The sequence below is a fragment of the Dellaglioa sp. CoH-57-MRSF-18 genome (assembly GCF_056781995.1).
The window spans coordinates 1-242 of sequence record NZ_JBXAXX010000274.1; the positions used below are offsets into that span (position 1 = coordinate 1).

Below are 242 nucleotides of genomic sequence, written 5' to 3' on the forward strand. Positions count from 1 at the left end.
TCCTCTTCCTCGTCTTCTTGATCTTCAGCGTCAACATTTGCCGAGACCGGTGCCGGGGCCACGCCACCTGCGACCGATGCGCTTACGAATTCCGGGCGCAGTGCGATCAGCGGGCCTGCATTCGTCTTGTAGATCGAGACGCCGCGCTCTTCATTGAAGTCCATGCCTTCGACGTTGCCGACGAGTTCCAGCGTTTCGTAGAAGATCGTGGTGCCGAGAATTGCGATGACCGACGAACGCGG

At 59.1% G+C, this 242-nt stretch carries 1 protein-coding gene; it reads right to left on the reverse strand.

Annotation, left to right across the window (positions count from 1 at the left end):
* Positions 1-242 (reverse strand): hypothetical protein (locus AC1RPG_RS08950; RefSeq protein ID WP_481762633.1); only part of this gene is annotated, 242 nt, incomplete at both ends.